The sequence below is a fragment of the Pseudomonas sp. COR18 genome (assembly GCF_048568395.1).
Classification (GTDB): Bacteria; Pseudomonadota; Gammaproteobacteria; order Pseudomonadales; family Pseudomonadaceae; genus Aquipseudomonas; species Aquipseudomonas fuscovaginae_B.
The window spans coordinates 6,345,474-6,365,734 of record NZ_CP183808.1 but is presented as its reverse complement, the minus strand read 5'-3'; the positions used below and the strand labels follow the sequence as shown (position 1 = coordinate 6,365,734).

Sequence of the window (20,261 nt, the reverse complement as noted above, 5' to 3'; positions counted from 1 at the left end):
TTTGTAAGGTGATCTTCGAGAAGGCGCTGAATCCCGCCCTCGCTGGTTGTCTCGTACGCAAAGAGAGAGGTATTCCATGATGGTATGGTTATTGGCAGGGCTCGTTGCCGCCCTCGTACTCGCCTATCGACAGGCTGCGGCCGTTCTCTGGCTCGGCGTTGCCGCAGCCTGGCTGGCCGGCGGCTATCTGTTCAACGTGGTCGGTCCGCTGGGGGCGGCGGTGGCGGCGATCCTGGTCCTGCTGCCCGCTGGGGTGCTGGCCATCAAACCGCTGCGTCGGGTCTTGCTCAGCAGCAAGGCTCTGGCGCTGTTTCGCCAGATCATGCCGGCGATGTCCGACACCGAGCGCGCCGCTATCGAGTCCGGCACGGTGTGGTGGGATGCCGAGCTGTTCAGCGGCAAGCCGAACTGGGAGCGCCTGCTCAAGGCGGCTCCGGCGAGCCTGAGCGCGGAGGAACAGGCGTTCCTCGACAACGAGGTGGAAACCCTCTGCGACATGGCCAACGACTGGGAAACCACCCAGGTCTGGCAGGACATGTCGCCCCAGGCCTGGCAATACACCAAGGATGCCGGCTTTCTCGGCATGATCATTCCCAGGCAGTATGGCGGCAAGGGTTTCTCCCATTACGCCCATTCCCAGGTGGTGATGAAGCTGTCGACCCGCTGCTCGGCGGCGGCGATCTCGGTGATGGTGCCCAACTCGCTCGGCCCGGCCGAACTGCTGCTGCACTACGGCACCGAGGCCCAGCGCCAGCACTACCTGCCGCGGCTGGCGCGCGGCGAGGACATTCCGTGCTTCGCCCTGACCAGCCCGTACGCCGGTTCCGATGCCGGGGCCATCCCGGATGTCGGCATCCTCTGCAAGGGCCAGTTCGAGGGCGAGCAAGTGCTGGGCTTCCGGGTCACCTGGGACAAGCGCTACATCACCCTGGGCCCGATCGCCACGGTGCTCGGCCTGGCGTTCCGCGCCGAAGACCCCGAGGGCCTGCTGGGGCGCAAGGGCAGCCTGGGCATCACCTGCGCGCTGATTCCCACCAGCCATCCCGGCGTGCAGACCGGCCGTCGGCACTGGCCGCTCAATGCGGTGTTCCAGAACGGCCCGACCCAGGGCAAGGACGTGTTCATCCCCCTGGAGTGGGTGATCGGCGGCCGCGACCAGGTCGGCAACGGCTGGCGCATGCTGATGGAATGCCTGGCCGCCGGGCGGGCGATCTCGCTGCCGTCGGCCAACGTCGGCCTGAGCAAGATCGCGGTGCGGGGCACCAGCGCCTATGCGGCGATGCGCAAGCAGTTCGGCCTGCCCATCGGCAAGTTCGAAGGCGTGCAGGCCCCCCTGGCGCGGATGGCCGGGCACCTGTATGCCTGTGACGCGGTGCGCAAGGTGTCGGTGGCCTCGCTGGATGCCGGGGAAAAACCGTCGGTGATCTCGGCCATCGCCAAGTACCACGTCACCGAGCGTGCCCGGGCGGTGGTCAATGACGGCATGGACATCGTCGCCGGCAAGGGTATCTGCATGGGCCCGAACAACTTCCTGGCCCGCGCCTACCAGCAGAGCCCGATCGCGATCACCGTGGAAGGCGCGAACATCATGACCCGCTGCCTGATCATCTACGGCCAGGGGCTGATTCGTTGCCATCCCTATGTGTTCCGCGAAATGGAAGCTGCCCGCGCCCAGGGGCGTGCCGGCCTGGACGCGTTCGACAGTGCAATGTTCGGCCATATCAGCTTCGTCGTCGCCAACACCGTACGGGCGGCGGTCCATGGCCTGAGTGGCGGGCGCCTGCTCAAGGCCCCGGCGAAAACCGACAAGGCGCTGACCGCCTACTACCGGCAGATCGAACGCCTGTCGGTGGTGCTGGCGCTGGCCTCGGATATCTCCATGGGCGTGCTGGGGGGGCATTGAAACGCAAGGAAAGCATCACCGGTCGCCTGGGCGACATCCTTTCGCAACTGTACATCCTGTCCTGCGTGCTCAAGCGCTTCGAGGACGACGGGCGTCCACAGGGCGACCTGCCGCTGGTGCACTGGGCTGCCCAGGATGCCTTGCTGCGTGCCCATGAGGCCCTGGCCGAAACCCTTGACAACTACCCGTCGAAGGCCGCGGCGCGGGTGATTCGCGCGCTGAGCTTCCCGTTCGGTATCCCGCTGCGCAAGCCGTCCGACCGCCTGCTCGGCGAAGTCGCCGAACTGGTGCAACAGTCGGGTGCGAGCCGCGATCGGCTGCTGGCCGATTCCTATATCCCGCAACCGGACATCGACAAGCTGGCCTATGGCGAACTGGCCTTCCGCCTGCTGCCGCAGGTGGAACTGATCGAGGCGCGGCTCAAGACAGCGGTCCGCGACGGGACCATTGCGCCGCTGCCGATCTCCCGCGAGGCCTTCGTGGCCTGGCGTGCCAAGGCCCTGGAACTGCAACTGATCAGCGCCGAGGAGGAGCAGTTGCTCGAACGCTACGTCGAGTACGGCGACCACGCAATCCAGGTCGACGACTTCCCGCAGGACTTCGGTCTGCTCGAAGCCCTGCAACGGCGCCAGGCGCACTTCGAGCAGGCCGCCAAGCCGGCGTCCAGGCGGCGTGCGGCGGTCAGCGAAGGCACGGCTGTCGCTGACGACAGCAGCTATTGATCTTTCTCGGGTCTGGAACGGAATTCTTTCATGTCTGACAGTTATCTTGCTTTCGTCAATTCGCCCTGGGGGCGGCGCCTGGCCCGCTCGGTCGGCTTGCCGCAACCGTTGCCGCTGCAGCGCTACCGGCAGGGGCAGGTGGGCAACCATCTCAATCCGGTGGTCTTGGCGGGGGCGCCACAAGGTCGGTTGCTGGGCGAGTTGCAGCGGATCTTCGCCGCTACCGAGACGGTCGCCGCCGCCCCGGCGAGTGTCGAGGCTCCCTCCACGGTCAAGGTCCAGGGCCTGGTGTTCGATGCCAGCGGCCTGGCCGATATCGCCCAACTGGACGAGTTGTACCGGTTCTTCCATGCCAATGTCCGGCGCCTGAGCCAGCACGGTCGCGTGCTGGTGCTGGGCACGCCGCCGGAGCACTGCGGAGATCTGGCCCAGGCCGTGGCACAACGGGCCCTGGAGGGCTTCGTGCGTTCGCTGGGCAAGGAGCTGCGCAAGGCCATCACCGTGCAGTTGTTGTACGTGGAACCCGGTGCGGAAACGGAAATGGACAGCAGCCTGCGCTTCTTCCTGTCGCGCCGTTCCGCCTATGTTTCCGGCCAGGTGGTACGCATCGCCGAGCCGGTGGATGTGCCCAAGGCCGTCGACTGGCAGCGGCCGCTGGCCGGACGCCGGGCGCTGGTCACCGGGTCCTGTCGCGGCATCGGCCTGGCGATCGCCCAGGTGCTGGCCGGCGAGGGCGCCGAGGTGGTCTGCCTGGATATTCCACCGGTCGAGGCGCAGTTGCAGCAGGTGGCCGGTTCACTGGGGGGCACGGCGCTGGCCATGGACATCACCGCGCCGCAGGCCGCCGAGCGCCTGCTGGCCTTTGTCGGGGAGCACGGGGCCTTCGATATCGTCGTGCACAACGCCGGCATCACCCAGGACAAGACCCTGGCGAAGATGACCGAAGCGGCCTGGCGCAAGGTCATGGCGGTCAACCTCGAGGCGCCGCTGCGACTGAGCACGGCGCTGCTCGAAGGGCAGGGGCTCAACCCCGGCGGGCGGATCGTCTGTGTGTCGTCGATTTCCGGGATCGCCGGCAATCTCGGGCAGAGCAACTATGCCACCTCCAAGGCCGGGGTGATCGGCCTGGTGCAGGGCCTGGCGCCATTGGCCGGGCGGCAGCAGGTGACGGTCAATGGTGTGGCGCCGGGGTTCATCGAGACCCAGATGACCGCGAAGATCCCGCTGCTGATCCGCGAGGCTGGGCGGCGGATGAACGCCATGTCCCAGGGCGGGCAGGCCGAGGACGTGGCGCAGACCATCGCCTGGCTGGCACACCCGGCTTCCGGCGGGATCAACGGGCAGGTGGTCCGCGTGTGCGGGCAAAGCCTGCTGGGGGCCTGAACCATGAACGCCGATTCGACCCTTCGTATCATCGATCCGGTGCCTTCGACCGGCCAGTTGCTGTGGAGCGGCTTGCGCAGCCTGCGCAAGCCCAAGGTCGAGGGGGCGCCGCGCCTGCCGCAGGAGCGGCTGGTACGGCCGGCCGTGGAACTGCGCGCGACGGATATCGAGCGTTACGCCCGTGCCTGTGGCTTTCGCCGCGAACACGGGGTGCCGCTGTCCTTCGTGCACACCCTGGCGTTTCCCCTGCACCTGCTGTTGCTGACCAGCCCGGCGTTTCCCTGGCCGGCCAGCGGCATGGTGCACCTGGCCAATCGCATCCGCCAGTACCGGCGGCTGCACGAGGGTCAGGCGTTGCGCCTGCAGGTGCATTGCGAACGCTGGGTGGCGCACCCCAAGGGGCAGGCGCTGCTGATCGTCAGCCAGGCCCATGGCGATGGCAGCCTGGTCTGGGAAAGCGAGAGCCTGTACCTGCGCCGGGGTGTCGCCGCGCCGCTCGGCGAGCCCTGGCAGGGTGAGCTGGAGCCGGATGAACAGGCATGGGTCCTGACCCAGCGCTGGCCGCTGGCGGCGGACCTGGGACGGCGTTTTGCCAGGGTGTCGGGCGATCACAACCCGATCCACACCTCCTGGCCAGGCGCCCGGCTGTTCGGTTTCAAGCGGCCGATCGCCCATGGCATGTGGACCCTCGGCCGGGCCCTGGCGGCGCAACAGCCACCGCGGCCCCTGGACGCGGCCGGGCTCGACTGCGAGTTCAAGCTGCCGATGTTCCTGCCCGGCAGTGCGACGTTATGGAAGTTGCCGTCCTCCGAGGCGCGCCAGGCCTTTGAAGTGCGCACGGCGGCGGGTGACAAGCCGCACATGCGTGGGGTGCTCACGCTTACTTGAACACGCCGCCCGCTCCCACAGGAAACACAAGAGACAAGGGCCAGTGTATGGAAGGAAACTCCGCATGACCGAATACAGTTTCACCCCGGCCCCGGTACGACGGGTCGCGATTCTCGGCGGCAACCGGATTCCGTTTGCCCGCTCCAATACCGCGTATTCCCATGACAGCAACCAGGACCTGCTGGCCGCCGCCCTGCAAGGGCTGGTCGAGCGCTTCGGCCTGCATGGCCAGCGCCTCGGCGAGTTCGCCGCCGGTGCGGTGATCAAGCATTCGCGGGACTTCAACCTGGCCCGCGAGACGCTGCTGTCCACCACGCTGGCGCCGCAAACTCCGGCCTATGACATCCAGCAGGCCTGCGGCACGGGCCTGGAGGCGGCGCTGCTGGTGGCCAACAAGATCGCCCTGGGGCAGATCGAGGTCGGGGTCGCCGGCGGCTCCGACACCACCTCGGATGCGCCGATCGGCATCAACGAGTCGTTGCGCCGAATCCTGCTGGAAGCCAATCGCAGCAAGGATACCCTGGGCAAGCTGCGCAGCCTGCTCGGCATTCGCCCGTCGATGTTCTTCAAGCCGCTGCTGCCGCGCAATGGCGAGCCGCGCACCGGGCTGTCCATGGGCGAACACTGCGAACAGATGGCCAAGCGTTGGCAGATCAAGCGCCTGGCCCAGGATGAGTTGGCCCTGAGCAGCCACCAGTCGCTCCATGCGGCTTATCAGCGGGGCTTTTTCGACGACCTGATCACCCCGTATCGCGGACTCCAGCGCGACAACAACCTGCGCGCCGACGCCAGCCTGGAGAGGCTTGCGGGGCTGGGACCGGCCTACGACAAGCGCAACGGCACCCTCACGGCCGGCAACTCGACGCCCTTGACCGACGGCGCCTCGGTGGTGCTGCTGGCCAGTGAGGCGTGGGCGGCGGCGCACAACCTGCCGGTGCTGGCCTACCTGCGTACCGGCGAAACCGCAGCGGTGAATTTCGTCGATGGCAGCGAAGGGTTGCTGATGGCACCGGCCTACGCCGTACCACGAATGCTCGCCCGCGAAGGTCTGAGCCTGCAGGACTTCGACTTCTACGAGATCCACGAAGCCTTCGCCGCACAGGTGCTGTGTACGCTCAAGGCCTGGGAGGATGCCGACTATTGCCGTGAACGGCTGGGGCTGGAGGCGCCGTTGGGCTCCATCGACCGCAGCAGGCTCAATGTCAATGGCGGTTCGCTGGGTTGTGGACATCCGTTCGCCGCCACCGGCGGCAGGCTGCTGGCGAGCCTGGCCAAGGCCATCGACCAGCGCGGTGGCGGCCGCGGGCTGATTTCCGTGTGTGCCGCTGGCGGCCTGGGCGTCACGGCGATCGTCGAAAAATAAAACAACAACAAGGAGACTGCCATGAGTGTCGCGAGCCTGCAGAGTACCGAACGTGTCTGGGTGAAGGCCTACCACCCCGGCGTGCCGGCCGATGTCGAGGCCGAGATCGACCGTTACCCGTCGCTGCGCGAGGTGTTCCTCGAACATGTGGAGAAGTACCGCCAGCGGGTGGCCTACGTCAGTATCGGCACCGAGATGGGCTATGACGAATGGGAGCGCCGGGTCTTCGCCTTCACCGCCTGGCTGCAGTCGCGCGGGGTGAAGAAGGGCGATCGCGTGGCGTTGATGATGCCCAACTGCCTGCAGTACCCGATCTGCCTGTTCGGCACCCTGCTGGCCGGCGCCGTGGTGGTCAACGTCAACCCGCTGTATACCGCCCGCGAGCTCAAGCACCTGCTCAAGGACAGCGGCGCCGAAACCCTGGTGATCTTCGAGAACTTCGCCCACACCCTGGAACAGGCGATGGACGGCAGTTCGCTGAAGAACATCGTGGTGGCGGCCATCGGGGACCTGGTCGGGACCTTCAAGGGCGCCGCGCTGAACTTCGTGCTGCGCCATGTGCAGAAGCAGGTGCCACCCTTCGACCTGCCGGGCTCGATCCGTTTCCCGGCGATGCTGAAGCAGGCCCGCGGGCTGAAGGCCAAGCCAGTGGCACTGGCCCACGATGACATCGCTTTCCTGCAATACACCGGCGGCACCACCGGCGACGCCAAGGGCGCGATGCTCACTCATCGCAACATCCTCGCCAACCTGATGCAGGCCAAGGCCTGGGTCGGCGACCAGCTTGACGAGAACCGGCAGGAGACCAACGTCACCCTGTTGCCGCTGTACCACGTACTGTCGCTGACGGTGAACTGCCTGATGTTCATGTGCCTGGGCGGGCGCAACATCCTCATCGCCAACCCGCGGGACGTGAAACGGGTGCAGATGATCCTGCGCAAGGAGAAGTTCAACGGCATCGTCGGCGTCAACACGCTGTTCAACGGCCTGCTGGAAAATGACGAATTCCGCGCCCGGGACTTCTCCGACCTGAAGCTGGCGATCGCCGGCGGCATGGCCACCCACACCGCCGTGGCACGGCGCTGGCAGGAGGTGACCGGGGTGCCGATCATCGAGGGCTACGGGCTGACCGAGTGCTCGCCGGTGGTGAGCATCAGCCCGATCGATATCAAGCGCATGCGCGAGGGCGAGTTCAGCGGGACCATCGGGGTGCCGTTGCCGTCGACCTGGGTGCGCTTCGTCCGCGAGGACGGCACGCTGGCGGAAATCGGCGAGGAGGGTGAGCTGCAGGTACGTGGACCACAGGTGATGAAGGGCTACTGGAAGCGCCCGGACGAGACGGCCAAGGTCCTCGACGCTGACGGCTGGCTGTCGACCGGGGACATCGGGGTGATGAACGAGCAGGGTTTCATCCGCCTGGTGGATCGCAAGAAGGACATGATCCTGGTGTCGGGCTTCAACGTGTATCCCAACGAGATCGAGGACGTGGTGGCGCTGCATCCGGGCGTGGCCGAGGTGGCGGCGATCGGCGTGCCGGACCAGGTGACCGGGGAGCGGGTGAAGATCTTCGTCGTGCGGCGGGATCCGGGCTTGACCGAAATGCAGTTGCTGGCGCATTGCCGAGAGTACCTGACCGGCTACAAGGTGCCGAGGATCGTCGAGTTCCGGGTCGAGGAACTGCCCAAGACCACGGTGGGCAAGGTATTGCGCAGGGCCTTGCGCGAATAGTGGCAGTCCGGGCCGCGCGCAGGGTTGGCGCCTGTGGTGCGGCCATTCCCGGCCCGCTGGTCACTGCCGTCCGTCTCCCGGATACAGGCAGGCCAGGGAATTTCTTGTTATAAAAGCACTCCGATACCCCCCGTATACAGGGCTTCATCGCGCCTGTTCGGGGCTATCGAACGATTTTGCTGTCATTTCTGTTGCTGACTCGATAACTCGGCCTTAGACTGCCGCCCCTCGTAAATTGAGTGCCGGGTGGCGCTTGGAATGGACGGCGCCTTTCTGTGCATCCCCTCAGGTGCCCAGAACGCTCCCTAATTCGCCTTAATGCACGTATTTTCTATAGAGAAATCAATGACAAAGGAAAAGTTGCTGGCCATGCCGGCGGACGACTACATGAACGCCGAGCAACTGGCTTTCTTCACTGAACTGTTGCAAGCCATGAAAGTGGAAACCCACGAGCGTATCGAGCAGAACCGTGTCGCCATCGAAAGCCTCGATACTCCGGCAGACCCGGCCGACGCCGCGTCCGTCGAAGAAGAGCGCACCTGGCTGGTGAACGCGATCGACCGCGACCAGCGCATGCTGCCGCAGCTGGAACAGGCCCTGGACCGCATTCGCGACGACTCCTTCGGCTGGTGTGACGACAGTGGCGATCCGATTGGCCTCAAGCGCCTGCTGATCAGCCCGACCACCAAATACTGCATCGAGGCGCAGGAGCGTCACGAGCAGATCGACAAGCACCAGCGCCAGGCCTGATCGGCCTCCTGATGCCCGCGGCCTCGTCGGGGTGCCAAAGCGCCCCGATGCAAGCGCCGATAGACGCCGTACCCGACGCCCCGACATGATCGGCTGCGAGCACTTCGCCGCGCGGGTACGGCGTGCAGAGTCCCGACCCGGCCGCTCGTCAGTTCCTGCGGTGTTGCCCCTGAACCCTCTCACGTTCTTCAGCGCCGCCCGGCCCCATGATCGTTCCCCTTCACCGATTACCACTAATGGACCATGGATAATGGCCGTGTGATGGCGTTTAATGAAGGAAAACAATCAGAAGCCGAGAGTGGGTAACGCCTATGTCTGGAGAAGGAATTCTGTCCGGGGTTTTCGCGCCATTGGAGGCGCAGTCGAAGTCGTCCCCACGCTGGCTCGTACCGTTGCTGCAGAGCATCGGGCTGACGCTGCTGTTGACGGCCATGGCCTATGCCAACTGGTCCCTGGGCGTCTGCCTGCCGTTGGCGCTGCTGCTGGCCTGGTTGCCGCTGTTGCGCCCACGTCCGGCTGCCATTGCCGCCCGGGCCGAGGGCGATGCGTTGGGCGAACTGACCCGCGACCTGTCCTATGCCACCAGCCATAACGCCTTGTCCGCCGCCGGTGTGGCCTTTGCGGTCAAGCAACTGGCCGCCAAGCTGCAATCGCAACTCGATGCCGCAGCGCAGATCGTCAGCAGCGCCGAACAGGTGATCGACACCGAGCAGGCCACGTCGCAGCTCAGCCAGCAGGCGCTGGGTTCGGCCAGCGAGGCGCGGCAGAGCAGTGCCCAGGGGCACGCGGTGCTGTCGGAGTCGATCAGCCGCATGCACCAGCTCAGCCAGCGCGCGGCGGCCAGTCGGCAACTGATCGAGGCCCTGAGCCAGCGCAGCGAGGAAATCCAGCGAGTGACCCTGGTGATCCAGGCGATCGCCAGCCAGACCAACCTGCTGGCCCTCAACGCAGCCATCGAGGCGGCCCGTGCCGGCGAGCACGGACGCGGTTTCGCCGTGGTGGCCGACGAAGTGCGTGGCCTGGCCGGGCGCACCGCGGCCGCCACCGATGAGGTCGGGGTGATGGTCGCCGATATCCAGCAGCGCACGGCACAGGTGGTGGAGCAGATCCAGCAGTTGTCGGTGGACCTGGAGAGCGGTGTCGAGCAGGTCGAACACACCGGCCGGCAACTGGAAAGTATTGCCCAACTGGCGGCGGGCGTGGAAAGCCAGGTCAGCGAAATCGCCCACGGCGCCCAGAACAATCGCGAGCAACTGGGCAGCCTGTTCAGCGCCGTAGAGCAGATGCGCGGCGACCTGTCGATCAGTGACCAGCAAACCCGGCGGCTGGCCGAGGCTGCGGTACAGATGGAAGGGCAGGCCGAGACCATCAGCGAACGGCTGGCCGAGGTCGGCCTGGACGATTATCACCAGCGTGTCTACGACCTGGCGCGCGAGGGCGCGGCGCAGATCGCCGCCCGCTTCGAGGCCGATATCGAGCAGAACCGCATCAGCCTCGAGGATCTGTTCGATCGCAGTTACCAGCCCATTGCCAACACTTCACCGACCAAGTACCAGACCCGCTTCGACCGTTACACCGACCAGGTCCTGCCGGCGATCCAGGAGCCGCTGCTGAGCCGTCATGAGGGTCTGGTGTTCGCCATCGCCTGTACCCCGCAAGGCTATGTGCCGACCCACAACCAGGCGTTTTCCCAGCCGTTGACCGGGGATACGGCCAAGGACGCCCTGCAGAACCGCACCAAGCGCAAGTTCGATGACCGCACCGGCATCCGCTGTGGCAGCCATCAGCAACCGGTGCTGCTGCAGACCTATACCCGCGATACCGGCGAGCTGATGCACGATCTCTCGGTGCCGATCATGGTCAAGGGCCGGCACTGGGGTGGCTTGCGCCTGGGCTACCGGCCGGAAAGCGCGCCGCACAAGTGACCGCTGGCCCCGCGCCTGATGGGTTCGGCGCTGTCAGACGGTCGTGTTGACCATCCCGGCCAGCAGTTTCTGCGCCATGAACAGTGCGATATTGACACTGCTCAAGGCGCTGTTGAGCGCCATTACCTCGGCCCGGGCCGGCTGGATGGCCGCATTGCGGGCCTCTTCGCTGCGGTAGCGGGCCTTTTTCAGCGCTGCCAGGCGGGCGTTGGCCCGCCGCAGTTTCTGCTGCAGCTGCTCGATCTGTTTCTTCAATTGCCTGATGCGGTTTTTCGCCGCCAGCTCATTGCCGGCCAGGCTGTCGCCGGCAGACGCGGTATTGAAGTCGCTGTCGGTGTCCTCGCCGAGCAGGGCGCGAATCGACAGGACCGGCGCCGCATCCTCGGTGTCGTCGCTGCGGCTGGTCAGCGAAGACATGGGCATCGCGAGTGGATTCAGGCTGATCATCATGGACTCCGTTCAATGGATGCCTGCCATTGTATCGGCATCGTTACCGGGTGCTTGAGCGGCTATCCCGCGGAAATCGCAGGTACCCTGCCGCAGGGGATTGCCAGACCGGCAATCGATCAGTACTTTTTGTCTTGTCTGATACCACTTGACGGTGGTTTGATTGGCAGTGACGGGTCGACGTGTTCTAAAATCGAAGCCGTGCCCCCGATCGTTGTCCTGGGGGCTTTCAACTTGCACGTCGGAAACTTCGCTTTTTCAGAAAGGTCATCTCCGCAACTTCACTGTCCCACTGGCTGGCGTCAGCGATATGCGGTGTTTTCCTTCACACTCTGGTGAGTATTCGCAGAAGTAACGGGGCTTTTGATCCATTAGTCTCTCTGTGTCTTTTCACGCGACCTGCGGGGGGGCGACAGGCCCGTCATCAGGGTTTCCAGTGAGTAACCGTCGGCAATGACCGAAGGACTTGTGCTGCCTGCTCCCTGCCGGGCGGCTTCATTTTTGGGTTTGAGGGCTTTTCGTTGGCAGTCAGTAATCTGGATATGCACGCATTGTTCGTACTGGGCGACTTGCGGGCAAAGCTGGTCAAGCAGTTTCAATCACGTTTCGTCTACATCACCGAACAAACCGCCGAAGGCATCTATATCGCTGAAATCGACACTGAAACGGCGATGGTCGTCGATGACAAACAGCGTCTTGAACTGAAAGTCGGCGATCATTTCCGCGCCGCGGTACTGCCCAGTCGCGAAGGTGGGAAGTTCGATATCAAGTTTCGCGAAATCAAGCTGACGGTCTATGGACTGGGCGATTACGCCTATGTCACCTGCGAACAGGGCCACGGCATCCTGTTCAAGGAAGGTCATACCGTGGTGATGGTGTTCGCGGCCCATGAACAGCTGCAGGAAGGCCTGACCAAGACCCTCAAGGACGTCACCCGAAAGGCCGCGAAGTGGCGCAAGGGCGAGCTGACATTCAAGGCCAGCGAGCAATGAGTGGCGGCAGGGCCGGGTTTCATCGGCAGCACCTGGAACAGGCTCGCCGCGATGCCCGGCGCCTGTTCGAACGCAAGGGCGAGTTGCAGGGCGCCTGGTTGCCATGGGTCGCTTCACAGCTCTATGCAATGGCCCCGGCGGAATACGCCAGCATGGTCCGGCGCGAGTTGCAGCAACTTCAGACGCACGATACGGATTGAATCGCGCCGTGATTGTCAAGGAACCTCTACTAAAGTCAGTTGACTGATTAATTCAGAGACTTTCGGCAACGCGTCGAGGGTGATTCCATGACTGAGGTAGACCCATGAAAGGATTTCGTGCGCTGTTCGCCGGCGCTCTGGCGGTATTGAGCGTTGCCTTCGCGGCGCTTCCGGCCCGTGCGGCGGTTCCGATCCACTTTGCCGACCTGAACTGGGAAAGTGGCAGCCTGATCACCGAGCTGTTGCGACATATTGTCGAGAAGGGCTACGGCTTGCCGACGGATACGCTGCCGGGCACCACCGTGACCCTGGAAACCGCGCTGGCCAAAAACGATATCCAGGTGATCGGCGAGGAGTGGGCCGGGCGCAGCCCGGTCTGGGTCAAGGCCGAGGCGGCGGGCGAGGTCGTGGCGGTGGGGGATACCGTCAAGGGCGCGACCGAGGGCTGGTGGGTGCCGGAATATGTGATCAAGGGGGACCCCGAGCGGGGTATCAGGCCCCTGGCACCGGGGCTGCGCAGTGTCGAGGATCTCAAGCGCTACAAGGCGGTGTTCCAGGACCCGGAGTCGCCCGGCAAGGGGCGCTTTCTCAACAGCCCGATCGGTTGGACCTCCGAGATCGTCAACAAGCAGAAGCTCAAGGCCTATGGCCTGAGCGACAGCTACGTGAACTTCCGCAGTGGCTCCGGTGCGGCGCTGGATGCCGAAATCACCTCGTCGATTCGGCGCGGCAAGCCGATCCTGTTCTACTACTGGTCGCCGACGCCGCTGCTGGGCAAGTTCAAGCTGGTGCAACTGCAGGAGCCGCCGTTCGATGCCGAGGCCTGGAAGACCCTGACCGATGCCGACAATCCCGACCCCAAGCCGACCCGGTCACTGGCCTCGAAGCTGAGTATCGGCGTGTCGGCACCGTTCCGCCAGCAACATCCGCAGGTGGTGGAGTTCTTCGCCAAGGTCGACCTGCCGATCGACCTGTTGAACCAGGCGCTGGCGAAAATGAGCGAGGAACGCCTGCCGCCGGATCAGGTGGCCCGGGCCTTTCTCAAGGACAACCCGCAGGTCTGGAAGGCCTGGGTGCCGGCGGACGTGGCGCAGAAGGTCGCTGACAGCCTGTAGGTTCGGTGGAGGCCTGTTCGCGGATGAACCGGGACGCCGGACCGCCGGCTCCCCCAAGTGCTCGCGCCGTGCATGGATCCTGCGAACGACGCGGGCATTGTGGGAGGATTTATCCGATCTCTGAACCCCATCAGAAGCGGGTTTGTACCGCCAGCTCGAAGGTTCTCGGCGTGCCCAGGTAATACGCCGGGGACACGTGGGCGAACTCGGCATAGACCCGGTTGGTCAGGTTGCGCACCCGCCCGGTCAGCGTCGTGTGGCTGTCGAGCCTGTAGCTCAGGAAGCTGCCATACAGGGTATAGCCCGGCACGTACCGGGTATTGGCACTGTCGGCATACACCCTGGCCACATGACGCGCATCGACACCCCCTTGCCAGTGCGGATCGAAGTCATAGGTCAGCCACAGGTTGGCCACCCGTTCCGGCACATTGGTCGGCGTGTTGCCCTTGCGCGAAACCACGATGCCGGCGGCGTTCTTCTCGTTGAATTCATCGTACTGCGCATCGACCCAGGCGAAATTGCCTTCGGCCAGAAGTTTCGGGGTGATCCGCAGCGAACTGGCCAGTTCGATGCCTTTCGATGATTGCTGACCCACCGGCAGGGTGTTGTTCGGGTCCAGCGGATCGGTGACGGCGAAGTCCTTGCGCACGATGTGATAGGTCGCCGCCGTGGCGCTGCCACGACCGTCGAGGTAGTCGAACTTGCTGCCGATTTCCCACTGTCTGCCGGTGGATACGTCGAAGTTCTGCGTGCCGCCGGGTTGTTCGGCCGCCGTGCTGTACTGCACGTAGACATTGGCCGAGGGTACGAATTGGTAGGTCAGCCCGGCGCGCCCGGTGATCGGTTCCCAGCGACGGCGCAGGTGTCGCGGATTGCTGGCGGTCACCACTCGGTGGTTGGTCACGTCCAGGTCGATGTCGTCGTAACGCAGCCCGGTCAACAGGGCCAGCTTGTCGGTCAGCATCAGTCGGTTTTCGACGAACAGGGCGCGGGTGGTGACCTGGTTGGTCTTGTCGCTGACAAAACCCGGACGGGTACCGGGGAGCGCGTAGAAGTAGCCGGGATCGAAGTGGTCCGGGCTCACGCGGTTGGCGGCCGAGACATTCCACGGGTGGTTGGTGGTGGTGTTGATCCGGTACTCGAAACCGCCGGCCCAGCGGCTGTCCAGGCCGAACAGGCTGGACTGGTGGCGCAACTCGAACTGGTCGCCGTTCTGCTCGCCGGCGTGGCGCACCAGGTAGGCGGTGGAGCGGTTCACGGCGGTGTTGTCGGCGTTGTACTGATAGGTCTCCAGGTTGCGGTAGTCACGTTCGCTGCCCAGATGATAGAGGGTGTTGCGCAGGCTGGTGCTGTCGTTGATCCGGTAGTCGATGATCGAGCGCAGCCAGCGGGTACGTTGCACGTACTGGCCATCGGCGACGTTGTAGTTGTTGAAACGGTTGTGCCTGTCGATCTTCAGCTCGCCGACCTTGGGGTTGAGCACCGGCGTGCCCCAGTACGGGCTGTCGAGCACCTCGTCCTGATACTCCAGGGCCAGGGTGTGGGACAGGTCCGGGGTCAGGTCGCTGAGCAGCGAGAATGCCGCGCTCCAGGCATCACGCCGGTTGCGGTCGATGTAGCCGTTGCTGGCGTTGTGGCTGACATCCAGGCGGGCGTAGTGCTGCACGTCGGCGCCGGGATCGCTCAGGGCGTGATTGAGGCCGAAGGAGATTTCCCGGGTGTCGTTGCTGCCATAGCTGATCCTGCCTTCGGCCGCCTGTTCCTGGCGGCTGGCGAGCCGGGTGATGTAGTTCAGCGAGCCGCCGACGGAGCCGGCGCCATTGAGCAGCGAGGAGGGGCCGCCGACCAGTTCGACCCGGTCGTAGATCCAGGCATCCACCGGTCGCGCCAGGCCGGTGGGGACGACGATGCCGTTGAACATCTGGCTGACCTGGCCGCTGGTGAAGCCGCGGTAGGAGACGAAGCCACCGAAGCCCAGCGGAGCGGTGGCGTTGACCCCTGGCAGGCTGTTGGCGGCATCCTGGAAGTTGCGCGCACCGTGGCGTTCGAGGCTGTCACGGTTGGCGACGCTGACCGAGGCCGGGGTTTCCCGTGGGCTCAGGCCCAGGCGTGAGCCGGTGGCGATCGGCGTGTCGAGGTCCAGCCCCGGTTCGGTGGCTGGCTGTGCTTCGATGGTAATGGGGGCGAGGTCGAGCGTGTCTTGCGCCCAGGCTCCGGCGGACAGGCAGCCGAGCAGGCCCGCAAAAAGGGGGAAGCGTTTCATGGTGAATTCCTGAAATCATGGCAAATCTCCAGCGCGCACGGGCACGACACGGTTGGGCGTCGACCGGATGGGCTGATCGTCGGGCGCAATGACTCAGGCGAGGGGTGGTGCGCGGGGATGGGCCGAAGGCCAGGTGAAGCGACCGGGCAGTGGCAGGTTGGGGCTGTGGAGCCGCGGCGGGCTGTGCTGTTCCGGGAGGATCGCCAGGGTCAGGCTGGAGTTGAGCGCCGGGCCCATGCCACCGGTGGAGCACAGCGGGCAGCCGAAGGCCTTGGCCAGGGTGGGCAGCTTTTCCTCGGCGGGATTGCTCGACAGCGGCGCCCGGGTGCCCGGATCGACGGCACAGAACTGCCCGCCGATGCCGTTGAGCTGCTGGCCGACCATCTGCCCGTGGCCGATGCTGCAGGCGAACACATTGAACAGGACGCAGCAGTAAAGCATCCAGGCAATGAGCGAGCGGTCGGTACGGGCCAGTTTCATGGGCGCGGACTTTAACAGGAGCGACGAACGGTTACAAAGCCGAGGTCATCGGCGCAGGGAAGCTGGATCTGTCGGAGCGATCGGCCTGTGGCGGCCAAGACCGCAGGAGCCTGGCTTGCCAGCGAAGGCGGCGGTGAGGGCGCCTGAAGCTTCGCGGGCAAGCCGGCTCCTGCAAGGAGGACTTTGCAACCCAGGGGTCAGGAGAGGAAACCACCGTCGACGTTCAGCGCCACGCCAGTGGTGTAGCTGGAGGCGTCGCTGGCCAGGTACAGCACGGTGCCGGCCATTTCGCTCGGGTCAGCCACGCGCTTGAGCGGGATCTGCTGCAGCGCTGTCTTGAGGATCGAGTCGTTCTTGACCAGGGCCGAAGCGAACTTGGTGTCGGTCAGGCCCGGCAGCAGGGCGTTGCAGCGGATGCCGAACTGCGCGCATTCCTTGGCGAAGACCTTGGTCATGTTGATCACCGCGGCCTTGGTCACCGAGTAGATGCCCTGGAAGATGCCCGGGGTGACGCCGTTGATCGAGGCGACGTTGATGATGCTGCCCCCGCCGTGCTCGCGCATCAGTTTGCCGGCTTCCACCGACATGAAGAAGTAGCCGCGGATGTTCACGTCGACGGTTTTCTGGAAAGCACCGAGGTCGGTGTCCAGCACGTTGCAGAACTGCGGGTTGGTCGCCGCGTTGTTGACCAGGATGTCCAGGCGCCCGAACTGTTCGCGAATGCCGGCGAAGACCTGGCTGATCTGCTCCATCTCGCCGATGTGGCAGGCGATCGCGGTGGCCTTGCCGCCGTCGGCGATGATCGCGTCGGCCACCTGCTGGCAGCCTTCGAGCTTGCGGCTGGAGACGATCACGTGGGCACCCTGTTGGGCCAGCAGCCGGGCGATGGCTTCACCGATGCCGCGGCTGGCACCGGAAACGAAGGCGATCTTGCCGTCGAGGTCGAACAACTGAGTCTTGGACATGGTTTTTCCTTGTTGTAGTCGCGATCAGAGGCTGGAGTTGCGGATAACCTGTAGGCTCATCTGCTCCAGCAGCTTGTTCATGTGAATGAATTGCGCGAAGCGTTTGTCCTGGGTCTGGCCGTGGTAGAAGCGGTAGTAGATCTGTTGCACGATGCCGGCCAGGCGGAACAGGCCGTAGGTGTAGTAGAAGTCGAAGTTGTCGATCGCCAGGCCCGCACGTTCGGCGTAGTACTCGACGAACTGGCGGCGGGTGAGCATGCCTGGCGCGTGGCTGGGCTGGCGGCGCATCAGTTGCACCGGTGCCGGGTCGTCGGCCTCGATCCAGTAGGCGAGGGTGTTGCCCAGGTCCATCAGCGGGTTGCCGAGGGTGGTCAGTTCCCAGTCGAGTACGCCGATGATCTGCATCGGGTTCTCGGGGTCGAGGATGACGTTGTCGAAGCGGTAGTCGTTGTGGACGATGCTGGACGTCGGGTGGTCGGCCGGCATCTTGTCGTTCAACCAGGCCTTGACCGCTGCCCAGCTCGGCGCATCCGGGGTCATGGCCTTTTCATAACGCTCGCTCCAGCCGCGGATCTGACGCTCGACATAACCTTCCGGCTTGCCCAGGTCGGCCAGGCCGCAGGCGGTGTAGTCGACGCGGTGCAGTTCCACCAGGCGGTCGATGAAACTCTTGCACAGGGCCTCGGTACGGGCGGCATCGAGGCCCAGTTCCGGCGGCAGTTCGGAGCGCAGGATGATCCCCTTGACCCGCTCCATGACGTAGAACTCGGAACCGATCAGGCTTTCGTCGGTGCAGTGCGCATAGGCCTTGGGGCAGTACGGGAAGCCGTCCCGGAGCTGGTTGAGGATGCGGAATTCGCGGCCCATGTCGTGGGCTGACTTGGCCTTGTGGCCGAACGGTGGCCGCCGCAGGACGAACTCCTGCTCGGGGTACTGGATGAGGTAGGTGAGGTTCGAGGCCCCGCCGGGGAACTGGCTGATGCTCGGTTCGCCGCTGAGGCCGGGAATATGCGCCTTGAGGTATGGGTCGATCAGGGCGGCATCGAGTTCTTCGCCGGCACGGATTTGAGTGGACTGGTCAGTAAGCGCCATGCTTATCCCTTCTGCTTATTCTGGAGGCCAGAGATTATTGGCTAATCTAATGCTCGCCCTGCGTCGCTCACAAGCCTGAACGGGCCTTATAGGTCTGGGTGTTGCAGGATGATCAGCGTTCCTGATGCGCGAGCCGGAATGCAGCGTAGCCGAAAAAAGCCCGGTCTGAATCAGACCGGGCAGTTCTCGAAGGGGAAGGGGCGAAGCAGCGGGCTAGAGGCTTTCGTCGAGGAATTGCAGGACCGTGCCCATGCACGCCTGGCGTTCCTCGACGTGGGGCATGTGGCTGGAGTCTTCGAACAGCGCCCAGCGCGCGCCGGCGATCTTCTCCACGTAGGGTTTGACCACCGCTTCGGTCGCTTCGTCGTGGCGGCCGGAGATGACCAGGGTCGGCACCTGGACCCGGTGCAGGCGATCGATGATGGTCCAGTCCTTCAGTGAACCGATGACGTGGAACTCGGTCGGGCCGCTCATGGTGTGGTAGACGGTCGGGTCGGCATCGACCTGGGCGAAGGTGCGCGCCACTTCTTCCGGCCAGGGACTGATGCGGCAGACGTGGCGATCATAGAAGACCCGCGACGCCTCGACGTATTCCGGATCACTGTAGGTACCGGCCTTCTCGTGCTTGAGCAGGGCCTGCTGCACCGCGGGTGGCAGTTGCTCGCGCAGGCGGTTGGCTTCGCTGACCCAGGTGCGCATGCACGATGGCGAGTTGGCGAGAATCAGCGCCTTGAGCCCGGCCGGCTGACGAACCGCGTGCTCGCTGGCGAGCATGCCGCCCCAGGACTGGCCGAGCAGCACGTAGTGCTGGCGGATGCCGAGGTGGTCGAGCAGGTTGTCCAGTTCGTCGAGAAACAGCTGAACGGTCCAGAATGAAGGGTCCTGATCGGGCAGGTGGGTGGACTTGCCGTTGCCCAGTTGATCGTAATGCACCACCGCGTGGCCGCTGGCGGCGATGTCCTTGAAGGCGTCGACATAATCGTGGGTGCAACCCGGGCCCCCGTGGAGAATCACCAGGGGTGTGCGGCCATTGGCCAAGTCACCGGTCACCCGATACCAGGTCTGGTAGGGGCCGAAGTTCGCAAAGCCTTCCTGTATTTCCTTGAATTCCATCTCGCCAAGCTCCCTGTATGCACGATGTGGGGAACGATAGCGAAACTGGCCGGCCGGCATAACTAGGTGAATTGCTAGGTTTTGCGGCTCAGTTGTCCAGCAGTCGATAGTGCACGGCGCGCAATACTGCCTGTACGCGGTTCTTCGCCCCCAGTTTGTGCATGGCCGAGGCCAGGTGCAGGGTCACGGTAGCCAGTGAACGGTGCAGTTGTTCGGCGATTTCCTTGGCGGTGAGCCCCTCGGCAGCCCATTGCAGGCACTCCCGCTCGCGCCGGGTCAGATGGATGTGCGGGTAGGCGCGTATCTCAGGGCTGAATAATGGGTAGGCCGCTTCCTGTAATGCGTGGGAAATAACGCTGAATTCTGTCAGGGTCTGCTGGGCGTCCTTTAGGACATATTTACCGTTGCCTGTGCGTAATCCCGTCAACGAGGCAAATCCACCCTTGGGCAGGTGAATCGGCACGCTCACGCCGCAAGTCATCTGGCGGTCATGCAGGTAGCTGGTCACGGGCGAGTGGCGCTGGTCGATGACCTTCTGCAGGGCGGTTTCGGCCTTGGGCCGGTAGGACCAGACGAAGGGCGAGGTGCTATTGAGGGCCAGGTGTTGCACCGGGTCGATCTGGTAGAAACCCTGCTCGCACCAGAGCGAATGCCAGTCCGACGGAGTGTTGCGCACCTTGAGCAGCGACGGGGTGATCAGGGCGCCCTCGTGGTCCGTCGGTACCGGCGTGTAGTCGTAGACCAGGGCATCGAAGCCCAGCTGGCCCGCCAGGACCATCGCGTTGTCCATCAGCTCATCCAGGGTGCTGCCGGATAAGCGGCGGGGGTCGACTTCAGTGAATTTGGTCTGCATCCTTTGCTCTCCTGAAAATTTCAATCCTGAAATCAAGCAAGTAGAATGCCACGCCTCGGCGAGGGACAGCCATACCAAA

At 64.5% G+C, this 20,261-nt stretch carries 16 protein-coding genes and 1 pseudogene; 10 read left to right on the top strand and 7 right to left on the bottom strand.

Translation table 11 applies throughout. The features are described from left to right. Positions 1–76 precede the first annotated feature (76 nt). The 7 genes and pseudogenes from ACM62G_RS28600 to ACM62G_RS28570 all read left to right on the top strand — a co-directional run bounded on the left by ACM62G_RS28600 (position 77) and on the right by ACM62G_RS28570 (position 10,662). Positions 77–2,625, top strand: a pseudogene (locus tag ACM62G_RS28600) (acyl-CoA dehydrogenase). 30 nt (positions 2,626–2,655) lie between these two features. Next, the gene (locus tag ACM62G_RS28595) at positions 2,656–4,008 is read left to right on the top strand and encodes a 3-oxoacyl-ACP reductase (protein ID WP_419736189.1); all 1,353 of its coding nucleotides are present in this window, start codon (positions 2,656–2,658) and stop codon (positions 4,006–4,008) included. Positions 4,009–4,011: 3 nt separating this feature from the next. Further along, the gene (locus ACM62G_RS28590; protein ID WP_419736188.1) at positions 4,012–4,896 is read left to right on the top strand and encodes a MaoC family dehydratase; all 885 of its coding nucleotides are present in this window, start codon (positions 4,012–4,014) and stop codon (positions 4,894–4,896) included. A 64-nt stretch (positions 4,897–4,960) separates the two neighbouring features. Next, positions 4,961–6,259, top strand: a complete 1,299-nt coding sequence (locus ACM62G_RS28585) for an acetyl-CoA C-acetyltransferase (protein WP_419736187.1) — start codon at positions 4,961–4,963, stop codon at positions 6,257–6,259. A gap of 21 nt (positions 6,260–6,280) precedes the next feature. After that, the gene (locus ACM62G_RS28580; RefSeq protein WP_419736186.1) at positions 6,281–7,987 is read left to right on the top strand and encodes an AMP-binding protein; all 1,707 of its coding nucleotides are present in this window, start codon (positions 6,281–6,283) and stop codon (positions 7,985–7,987) included. A 345-nt stretch (positions 7,988–8,332) separates the two neighbouring features. After that, complete coding sequence (locus tag ACM62G_RS28575; protein ID WP_010445713.1) at positions 8,333–8,737, top strand: TraR/DksA family transcriptional regulator; 405 nt, start codon at positions 8,333–8,335, stop codon at positions 8,735–8,737. Between the two features lie 311 nt (positions 8,738–9,048). Further along, entirely contained in the window at positions 9,049–10,662 is a 1,614-nt protein-coding gene (locus ACM62G_RS28570; protein ID WP_419736185.1) for a methyl-accepting chemotaxis protein, read from the top strand. 33 nt (positions 10,663–10,695) lie between these two features. Here the strand turns inward: ACM62G_RS28570 and ACM62G_RS28565 are convergent, their stop codons facing one another. Continuing rightward, positions 10,696–11,109 (bottom strand): hypothetical protein, encoded by a 414-nt coding sequence (locus ACM62G_RS28565; protein WP_419736184.1) that lies wholly within the window; start codon positions 11,107–11,109, stop codon positions 10,696–10,698. A gap of 521 nt (positions 11,110–11,630) precedes the next feature. Here ACM62G_RS28565 and ACM62G_RS28560 point away from each other — a divergent pair. The 3 genes from ACM62G_RS28560 (at position 11,631) to ACM62G_RS28550 (ending at position 13,416) form a co-directional block, all read left to right on the top strand. Next, the gene (locus ACM62G_RS28560; protein ID WP_273820739.1) at positions 11,631–12,101 is read left to right on the top strand and encodes a hypothetical protein; all 471 of its coding nucleotides are present in this window, start codon (positions 11,631–11,633) and stop codon (positions 12,099–12,101) included. Beyond that, on the top strand, positions 12,098–12,301 hold the full coding sequence (locus tag ACM62G_RS28555; protein WP_419736183.1) for a hypothetical protein: 204 nt from the start codon (positions 12,098–12,100) through the stop codon (positions 12,299–12,301). The genes ACM62G_RS28560 and ACM62G_RS28555 overlap by 4 nt, the downstream gene beginning before the upstream one ends. A 104-nt stretch (positions 12,302–12,405) precedes the next feature. Then, entirely contained in the window at positions 12,406–13,416 is a 1,011-nt protein-coding gene (locus tag ACM62G_RS28550; protein ID WP_273820741.1) for an ABC transporter substrate-binding protein, read from the top strand. Between the two features lie 130 nt (positions 13,417–13,546). Here the strand turns inward: ACM62G_RS28550 and ACM62G_RS28545 are convergent, their stop codons facing one another. From ACM62G_RS28545 to ACM62G_RS28520, 6 genes are all read right to left on the bottom strand, one after another. Beyond that, positions 13,547–15,679, bottom strand: coding sequence for a TonB-dependent receptor (locus ACM62G_RS28545; RefSeq protein WP_419736182.1), 2,133 nt, complete (start codon positions 15,677–15,679; stop codon positions 13,547–13,549). A gap of 93 nt (positions 15,680–15,772) precedes the next feature. Continuing rightward, the gene (locus ACM62G_RS28540) at positions 15,773–16,159 is read right to left on the bottom strand and encodes a DUF2946 domain-containing protein (RefSeq protein ID WP_419736181.1); all 387 of its coding nucleotides are present in this window, start codon (positions 16,157–16,159) and stop codon (positions 15,773–15,775) included. A gap of 197 nt (positions 16,160–16,356) precedes the next feature. After that, positions 16,357–17,124: an SDR family oxidoreductase gene (locus tag ACM62G_RS28535; RefSeq protein ID WP_054062253.1), complete on the bottom strand. Its 768-nt coding sequence runs from the start codon at positions 17,122–17,124 to the stop codon at positions 16,357–16,359. Positions 17,125–17,148: 24 nt separating this feature from the next. Next, on the bottom strand, positions 17,149–18,216 hold the full coding sequence (locus ACM62G_RS28530) for a phosphotransferase family protein (protein ID WP_273820744.1): 1,068 nt from the start codon (positions 18,214–18,216) through the stop codon (positions 17,149–17,151). A gap of 213 nt (positions 18,217–18,429) precedes the next feature. Beyond that, positions 18,430–19,329: a proline iminopeptidase-family hydrolase gene (locus ACM62G_RS28525; RefSeq protein ID WP_054062251.1), complete on the bottom strand. Its 900-nt coding sequence runs from the start codon at positions 19,327–19,329 to the stop codon at positions 18,430–18,432. Positions 19,330–19,417: 88 nt separating this feature from the next. Further along, complete coding sequence (locus ACM62G_RS28520; RefSeq protein ID WP_054058944.1) at positions 19,418–20,182, bottom strand: LuxR family transcriptional regulator; 765 nt, start codon at positions 20,180–20,182, stop codon at positions 19,418–19,420. Positions 20,183–20,261: the final 79 nt, after the last annotated feature.